The sequence below is a fragment of the Wolbachia endosymbiont of Tuta absoluta genome (genome assembly GCF_059414725.1).
Window position 1 is genome coordinate 1 of the sequence record NZ_JBNRJY010000090.1, and the last position, 8,029, is coordinate 8,029.

Here is an 8,029-nt window from a genome sequence, read left to right on the forward strand (position 1 = left end):
CATAAAATTTCTTGAAAGTCTTGCTGAATATTTTTCAGGTGGAGGTGGAGAAGATATGCCATCAGAAGGAATGGGTATGGACTACGGTGATGAGGGGCATCATCCGGATGATTATCCCCACTCTAACAATGAAATAGCTCATAGTGCTGATGGTTTGCATGATATGCATGATGCAGGTGATCATCATGGCCAATCTTTTTCACCTGGTCCTTCACCATCTGTTGGTGATGATCATGAGCTTGGTTACTAAATAACTAAGAAGATTTTATTGTAATTAGTGAAAAAAGTTTCAGTTTTAGGATCAACAGGAAGCATTGGAAAAAAGACTGTAGATTTGCTCTTAAAGAGAAAGGAAGAATATCAGGTGGAAGCACTAAGTGCCAATTCTAACTTTGCTCTGCTAGCACAACAGGCAAATCTACTTAATGCAAAATATGCTGCCATTTCTGATGAAAGGTTCTACAAAGATTTAAAAGAAGATCTACTTGGTACAAACGTCAAAGTAGAAGTTGGTGCTCCAGGTCTAGCAAATGTTGCTTCTCTACCCGTTGATCTCTCAGTTATTGCAATAGTTGGCATCGCAGGCCTTGAGCCAGTTATAAAGGTTATAGAAAGCGGTACTAAAGTTATTGCTCTAGCAAACAAAGAGAGTATTGTTTGCGGTGGTAAGTTACTACTTAAAAAAGCTAAAGAAAGGAGCGTACAAATAATTCCCATCGACTCTGAACACAACGCAATTTTTCAAGTTTTGCAAAATGATGATAAATGTGTAGAAAAGATTATACTCACTGCCTCTGGTGGACCATTTTTAAATTATAGCCTTGAACAATTAAGAAATATCACAGTAAATCAGGCACTAAGTCACCCTACTTGGAAAATGGGAAAGAAAATATCAGTTGATAGTGCAACAATGATGAATAAAGCACTAGAAATAATAGAAGCACATCATTTGTTTAAAATTAGCCCAAATAGAATTGAAGCAGTAGTGCATCCTGAATCGATAGTACATGGAGTTGTAGTTTACCAGGATGGGTTTAGCTTTGCTGTGCTTGCAGAAACTGATATGGAAATTTCCATTGCATATGCTTTGTCTTGGCCAGAAAGATCAACTTTGAACTACAAGTTAGACTTAACAAAACAAAAAAAATTGACCTTTCAAGAACCAGACCACAAATGTTTTTCTTCACTAAAGCTAAGCATGGAAGTGTTAAATTCTTCTTCTCCACATACAAATAGTATTGTTTTGAACGCTGCAAATGAGATAGCTGTTAACGAATTTTTGAAGTCACGAATCGGTTTCTTAGAAATATTAGAGGTAGTAAAATCAACAATAGAAAATTTTGACAAGTACTCTGATATTAAATCACTATCTGACATAACAAGTATCGATTTTGAAAGCCGTATTATTGCTAACAAAATTATTGAAAATAAAGGTATCCGTTCAGCAGAGTGATAAAATAAGGTAGACGAGAAAAGACAACTAAATGGTCAAGTAGACCCATTTCATACTCCTGTCATCCTAGTAGCTGACACTGGGATCCAGAAAAATTTACAAGTAAACTGAGCTTATGCTAAATTCAATGAGATTAAATGAAAACCAGCATCAAGTGCTGGAATGACACCTTACCTGAACAGATAAATCACTAGCACGTTCGTTCACAATAACTTGAGAGAAGCTTACATCATTAATAACTGTATTTGCTCTATACAGAAAACCACATCCTATTGCAAAAAAAAGCAACGAAGTTGCAGCAAGTGGAACTGGGTTGTCAACTACGAAACATAGACCAACAGCAAATACTCCAGATAACAAAAAAGCACAAGCATAATTAGTTTGTTTCCTTTTTTGAGCGACTGCTTCTATCTTTAGGAATTCTGGTTCTATTGCTTTCTTGACATGTCCTGCAATACAATTTCTTGGACTTTTGTTTTCATAGTTTTTAATATTAGGTTTGATATTTGGATGTGTAAGTAATATTTCTATCATGTTTACATTTCCCAACTTGCAAGCAATGTGTAGAGCTGTATTTTTTTCCTTCTTGCCGGTCTTAATTTCCTCCTCTACACGAGCATAATTTTGAGGTATAAATCCTTCATTAACAGGTTGTGAATTGTCAAGGTATATGCAGCGAAGATATGGACTCCTATCTACTACTTCTCTCTCCTCAAATTCGTAAACTGGATAACCATCATGTTCCTTTGGTCTTCTCTCCATAACAGCTTGCTTGCTTTTAATATTTACATCAATTTTTTTATGCTGTACAAGCAACTTAGCCATAAGCTCTAAATATTGATGTTCCTCGTTATTACTAGTAACAAAAGCTGAAATAATGCACATCAAAGGTGTCATCCCATCCTCAAAAGCGTTAACATTCGCTCCTTCTTTCAATGCTTGTTGAAAATGATTCCAAGCTTCCTCAGGTGTTATTCTTTCACCACTAGCATTTTGAAATTCAATAGCTTTAAACAACTTTTTTGTTGCTTCACTTGTACTAAACATTTTAACCCCCTATCACAATAAACTTGATAAAATTATACATAGAAAAAATTAAAATATCAATTATTAAGCTAATGATCCAGAATATACTCCTTCGTTAAAGGAGACTGAGCATTTTCAAAGATTTCTTGAGTACTTCCGAATTCAACAATCTTGCCATTGCAAAAGAAAACTATGCTGTCAGATAATTTTTTAGCTTGCTTCATCGAATGAGTTACCATAATTATGGTGAACCTCAATTTCAATTCTTGTATAAGATTTTCGATTGCATTGGTTGCCATTGGATCAAGAGCAGAGCATGGTTCATCCATTAATAAAATAGTTGGCTTTACTGCAATTGCACGAGCAATGCATAATCTTTGTTGCTGGCCACCAGATAAATTTAGTGCACTATCTTGCAATCTATCTTTCAACTCTTCCCATAAACCAACCTTAGTTAAACTACTTTCTACTATTTCATCTAATTTTTGCTTATTTTTCACCATGCCATGCAATTTAGGCCCATAAGCAACATTATCATATATTGACTTTGGAAAAGGATTGGGTTTTTGAAATACCATACCAACTTTTGCTCTGAGCAATACAACATCCATATCACGTGAATATATATTACCCAGCCCATCGATTACCAGTTCACCAGTCGCTCTACATCCAGGTACGTAATCATTCATACGATTGAAACAACGCAAAAATGTCGATTTACCGCACCCAGAAGGTCCGATAAAAGTTGTGACTTTCTTTTTGCAAATATTCAAATTTATATCGAATAAAACTTGTTTAGAGCCATACCAAAGATTTAAATTTTTAACGAAAGCGTATTTATCGCTCATACTAAATCCTGCATTGAATAAAGTCCTGGAGTTTTATTCTCGCACAACCATATTGCTGCTTGAACCGCCCCTCTAGCAAACGTTGTACGATCAATTGCCTTGTGATTTAATTCTACTCGTTCATCGGAATTGACAAACATGACACTGTGATCTCCTATTACTCCACCTCCACGAGATACTGCAAAGCCTATTCCTCCTTTCCCTCTTATATTTGAATTATTATGTGAATATTGATTGAGCTCAAAATCCACTTTTGCAGCGTTAGCAACTGCTTTACCAAACTCTATAGCTGTTCCAGATGGTGAATCCTTTTTTAAATTGTGATGCATTTCCCAAATTTCAACGTCATACTCATTACCTAAAAGCTTGGCAGCTTCTTTTACCAATTTCAGCAACACATTAACTCCTATACTCATATTTGCTGACCATAATATTGGAACTTTAGCAGCATATTCTTTTAAATTTAGACCTTCTATTCCAGTTGTGCCACTAACTAGCGGTTTTTTAAATTTCACGGCCGCCTTAAGGCATTCTAGCATACATTCTTTAGTTGTAAAATCTATTACAACATCGGACGATTCAAATACCTCACTAATAGAACTTGTAATTTTGATTCCTAAATTGCAATTATTGCCTACAATAGGCCCAATATCTAAGCCTATATACTCACTGCCCAAGCGAGCAACAGCACCTGCTATTTCCACTTTGGTATTCGTAATTAATTCATTGAGTATTTTCTTACCCATTCTGCCTAAGCAGCCTATTACTCCAACTTTGATTTTCATAAAGCTTTTTCCACTATGTTAGGCTTTTTTTGAAGCTTTGTCATCTTTATAAGCTTAGCATATTTAGCCTTACACTGATAAAACTATAGCTATACATCGATGAATCTATTGAAAATTGATACGAAAAATTGTAATTAGTCAATTTTCTCCTATGGAGAGAACTTATAAAGAAAAAAAGAGCACCAAAGGAGGTGCTCCTTTTGAAGGGTTTGTTTTAATAATAACCGTTTCTTACTATACTCGGATTAGAGATATAATGTATTTGTGCTTCTGGTTCTCCAGTTATTGAGCGAGGTTGTGCCTTTAACACATTACAAAGGTCCTCCTCTCGTGCATCATGAAAATCATCATCTAATTCCTCTTCTGCATCATAAAACTTCTCTTGTTCATTATCCTCATTATTAACCTCTTGTTGTATTATCTTGTGACTAGCATCAGTATTATGCTCATCTTTTTCTTTATGTGCATTAACTAATAGAGATTTATTACAGTTAGCGTTCTTTGCTTCCAGACTAGTAGTTTCTGAACTTGGCACGCCATTATTTGTTGGCGCTTTAAAACTTTCAATAGAATCTATTACAACAAATGTTGAACCTTTCTTGAAGCCTAAGGACTTTTTCATTTGCCATACATGAAAAAGTTGGAGTTTATCTTTTTGTAGTATATTAATAATTAGAGATACGGAACCATCATCGTTATCTCTTTTACTAAAATTAATATTAAAATCATTTTTATTGCAGTGTATTTTCATACGATATTTACCTTTGTTTCTTGGATGCTTATAATCCTCTAGATTTTGTTGAATATCATCTGCAAGACGTAGTTCTAAGTTTCCGTTAAAAATGTTGATAGTAGAAGATTCTCTTGTTACTGCAAATGGATCAATAGTTGTATTGTCACCCGCTTGTTGTGCCGTAATAGTAGGTGTTATAGATTCAAATGGCTGATTAGATATACTACCCACTTTAATCTCTGTTACATCATTCTCCAATCCTAACATTTTTTTCACATTCTCAATACTGTCTTGAACTAATATTTTATCGCTATCGATATACTTCCCATCTTTGTTCTTCTTTATTATTGATTCTACAATTAAATGTTTAACATACTCAGGAGAATTAACACTCCTACCAGTAATGCAATATTCTCCTTTATTACACTTTAGATATACAAGAAACTTAGGATGATATGCGTTCTTGGTTAAACTACTTTTATAATCCTTAATGTTTATACACTCTTCCAAATTTAACCAAAAGTTATTCCCTTCAAATTCAAGCCCACCTACTACTGATGTTTTTTTTGTTTTTAATGGCTTGTAATTTATCTTATCCACTTTAACGAACTCTTTGTTTTTACCTAAGCCTAATACACGTATCATTTCTAATGGATTACTTAATACAGAACCTTCATCAATTTGTTTCTTTACTGAAGTTATTGACACAGACTTCCTCTCACCACCTATACTTTTCTGTGAGAGATAAGGGCCGGTAATATGAAAATCTCCACTTTCACATCTTACAAATGCATGAAATTCATTATATTGACATGGATTCTTATGTTTCTCTTCAAGGATTGTATAATTTTTATTTATCATAGTTAATAGTAGTTCACCATCGATAACTTCAAGACAAACTTTGGGTCTATCTATCTGCTTTGGCAGTATTAGTTGATTACCATCTAGAGTTTTTGGCAACGTATTATTTTTATTTACATTCTCATCTAAAGGTCTCTTTGGTGATATATTTTTTTGAGCAGCATTTGCTTTACTGCTAAATAACCAATTCCAACCTGATAAAACTTTTTTTGCAATCCATGAAATTCCTGTACGATCAGCAATCCACTTAAAAAAGTTTTTTATTTTTTTTAACATGTCCACTCCTTAAATTAATAATTTAATTATTATATATAAAATTTAATTTGTCAATTTTCCCTATGGAGAAAACTTATAAAGAAAAAGAGCACCAAAGGAGGTGCTCTTTTGTGAAGGATTTGTTTACTAATTAATAATACCGCTTCCTACTTTGCTCGGATTAGAGACACAATGTCTTTCTGTTGCTAGTGCTCGAGTTGTTGAACTTGGTTATGTAACTTCTGCATCATAAAACTCCTCTGATTCAGTAGTCATTTCCTCAGAGTAAGATCAGATAAATCTTCTCTAAACTTAGAAAGAGATGCAGTAAAAGCATTTATTAACTCTTGTTTTTTTCTTCAATAGTAGTTTTACCTGAAGATTGTCCTTGCTGTGATATGCTTTGTTTCGCAACACTTGTTTCACTTTTTTTACCACCAAACAGCCGCTTACAGCCTGATGAAATTTTTCTTGCAATCCATGAAATTCCTATGTGATCAGCAATCCACTTAAAAAAGTTTTTTATTTTTTTAAACATATTTTACTCCTTAAATTAATAATTTATATTATTATATACAAAGCATAATCTGTCAACTTTTCCTATAGAGAACGTATAAAGAAAAAAAGAGCACCAAAGAAGATGCTCCTTTTGAAGGGTTTATAGCAATTATTATGCACTAACACATAGACCATTACTAGCAGCTGGTGTTGTTGTAGAACTAGAAATTTCTGATTTAGGAACTATAATCGGATCTTTAGATATCTGAGTTATGGCAACGGTTGCTTGCTTTTCATTCAGACCTAAGATCTTCTTCATTGCGGCCAATTCGTCAGACGAAGTTTTATTATCCCCAGATACTACTGACTTTATATTCAAGAATACACCATTTTTCTCACCTTTAGGTTCATCACAAGTAATATGGAATACTTCTCCTTTTTCGGACTGGACGTGTTGAGTATATACTTTTAAACGATCAATAATATCAGTCCAATTAAGATCAGTATTACCACTAAGATCTATATCACCACAAAAAACTTTACTTGCATGTTTTATCTTTACAAATAGTTCCAGCGTTCCAGGTGTGTTTTCACAAATACCGGCAATAATAGGTAGTTTATCACGTTCCTTAGATTGCGTAATCTCAGCTCGACTGTCATCACCATTACTATGGATTGAATAATCTGCAGCTACTGGCTTCTCATGATTAACTGTATTATCCAAAGTTTTTGTTAATGTCTTGCTTGAAAACTTTCCTTGCTCTGATGATAGATTTTGTTTAGCATTACTTGGTTTACCACCAAACAACCACTTCCAGCCTGATGCAATTTTTTTTGCAATCGACTTAAAAAACTCTTTTATTTTTTCTAACATATTTTACTCCTTAAATTAACAATAATTTAATTATTACATAAAAAGTATAATATGTCAACTATTTCATAAAAATTTTAGTACTTGCTTGCAATTTTCAATAATTTAATAGCACTGGTGTTGACAACCTCCCCACCGACACGCTTAGTAACAAAAAATCTAACATAAGGTTTGTTTGTATAAGGGTCTCTCAATATTCTCATTCCTCTGTTATCCACGATCGATCCTTTTTTGGTTTGAAATATATAATATTTAGAGAGATGTTAGACTATTTCAATGACATGTTTTGGAATATTTATCTCTCAACACGCTCTGCTTCTTATTTGAAAATAAATAACTTGCTAGGGGTTTTAAACCTAAGGCTTTTCATCAAGGTTTTTGTAAAACGTAAACAAGATTTATAGTTGTAGTCATAGAGGGAGACACCTTCAAGATTAAGCGTTTTCTCGTTAGATAATCGTGTATTTGCGTACCTATATCTAATTAAACAAAACGTTCACTACGAAACTATCATACGCCGTGACACGTCACGCTGAGACGCAAAACCACGTAAGCGACATGATTAGATTTCACGTTCACGTAGTTTACTCGTAAATCCCGCTTGATGTGATTTACGCTAATTTGATTTCTCAGCGTTTTCGAGAGCACTTTCGGCTTGAACGCACCTTAATTACGTCTAAACACACCCTAAACTGATGC

General features: G+C 33.9%; 7 protein-coding genes and 2 pseudogenes. 2 read left to right on the forward strand and 7 right to left on the reverse strand.

Annotated elements, in window-relative coordinates; all coding sequences use genetic code 11:
• Both ACJ5GX_RS01075 and dxr read left to right on the forward strand, forming a co-directional pair.
• Positions 1 to 250 (forward strand): annotated as a pseudogene (locus ACJ5GX_RS01075) (hypothetical protein); the annotation flags it as partial.
• A 27-nt stretch (positions 251 to 277) separates the two neighbouring features.
• Entirely contained in the window at positions 278 to 1,453 is a 1,176-nt protein-coding gene (dxr, locus tag ACJ5GX_RS01080; protein ID WP_052264991.1) for a 1-deoxy-D-xylulose-5-phosphate reductoisomerase, read from the forward strand.
• Positions 1,454 to 1,603: 150 nt separating this feature from the next.
• Here dxr and ACJ5GX_RS01085 read toward each other — a convergent pair whose 3' ends face one another.
• The 7 genes and pseudogenes from ACJ5GX_RS01085 to ACJ5GX_RS01115 form a co-directional block, all read right to left on the reverse strand.
• Positions 1,604 to 2,500: an ankyrin repeat domain-containing protein gene (locus tag ACJ5GX_RS01085; protein ID WP_052264992.1), complete on the reverse strand. Its 897-nt coding sequence runs from the start codon at positions 2,498 to 2,500 to the stop codon at positions 1,604 to 1,606.
• A 68-nt stretch (positions 2,501 to 2,568) separates the two neighbouring features.
• Positions 2,569 to 3,327, reverse strand: coding sequence for a phosphate ABC transporter ATP-binding protein PstB (gene pstB / locus ACJ5GX_RS01090; protein WP_010401422.1), 759 nt, complete (start codon positions 3,325 to 3,327; stop codon positions 2,569 to 2,571).
• Complete coding sequence (dapB, locus tag ACJ5GX_RS01095) at positions 3,324 to 4,112, reverse strand: 4-hydroxy-tetrahydrodipicolinate reductase (protein ID WP_052264993.1); 789 nt, start codon at positions 4,110 to 4,112, stop codon at positions 3,324 to 3,326. The genes pstB and dapB overlap by 4 nt, the downstream gene beginning before the upstream one ends.
• A 214-nt stretch (positions 4,113 to 4,326) precedes the next feature.
• Positions 4,327 to 5,982, reverse strand: coding sequence for a hypothetical protein (locus tag ACJ5GX_RS01100; protein ID WP_495292597.1), 1,656 nt, complete (start codon positions 5,980 to 5,982; stop codon positions 4,327 to 4,329).
• Between the two features lie 319 nt (positions 5,983 to 6,301).
• Positions 6,302 to 6,499 carry a hypothetical protein gene (locus tag ACJ5GX_RS01105; RefSeq protein ID WP_149168885.1) on the reverse strand — a complete coding sequence of 66 codons (198 nt, stop codon included), beginning with the start codon at positions 6,497 to 6,499 and terminating at the stop codon, positions 6,302 to 6,304.
• 132 nt (positions 6,500 to 6,631) lie between these two features.
• A complete protein-coding gene (locus ACJ5GX_RS01110; protein ID WP_052264864.1) occupies positions 6,632 to 7,333 on the reverse strand; it encodes a hypothetical protein in 702 nt (233 codons plus the stop codon).
• A 74-nt stretch (positions 7,334 to 7,407) separates the two neighbouring features.
• Positions 7,408 to 7,551: pseudogene (locus tag ACJ5GX_RS01115) on the reverse strand (phage major capsid protein); the annotation flags it as partial.
• Positions 7,552 to 8,029: the final 478 nt, after the last annotated feature.

Coding starts and splice junctions, on each gene's coding strand:
- ACJ5GX_RS01085 (WP_052264992.1), bottom strand. CDS start 2,500: ATGTTTAGTACAAGTGAAGCAACAAAAAAGTTGTTTAAAGCTATTGAA.
- dapB (WP_052264993.1), bottom strand. CDS start 4,112: ATGAAAATCAAAGTTGGAGTAATAGGCTGCTTAGGCAGAATGGGTAAG.
- ACJ5GX_RS01100 (WP_495292597.1), bottom strand. CDS start 5,982: ATGTTAAAAAAAATAAAAAACTTTTTTAAGTGGATTGCTGATCGTACA.
- ACJ5GX_RS01110 (WP_052264864.1), bottom strand. CDS start 7,333: ATGTTAGAAAAAATAAAAGAGTTTTTTAAGTCGATTGCAAAAAAAATT.
- ACJ5GX_RS01105 (WP_149168885.1), bottom strand. CDS start 6,499: ATGTTTAAAAAAATAAAAAACTTTTTTAAGTGGATTGCTGATCACATA.
- pstB (WP_010401422.1), bottom strand. CDS start 3,327: ATGAGCGATAAATACGCTTTCGTTAAAAATTTAAATCTTTGGTATGGC.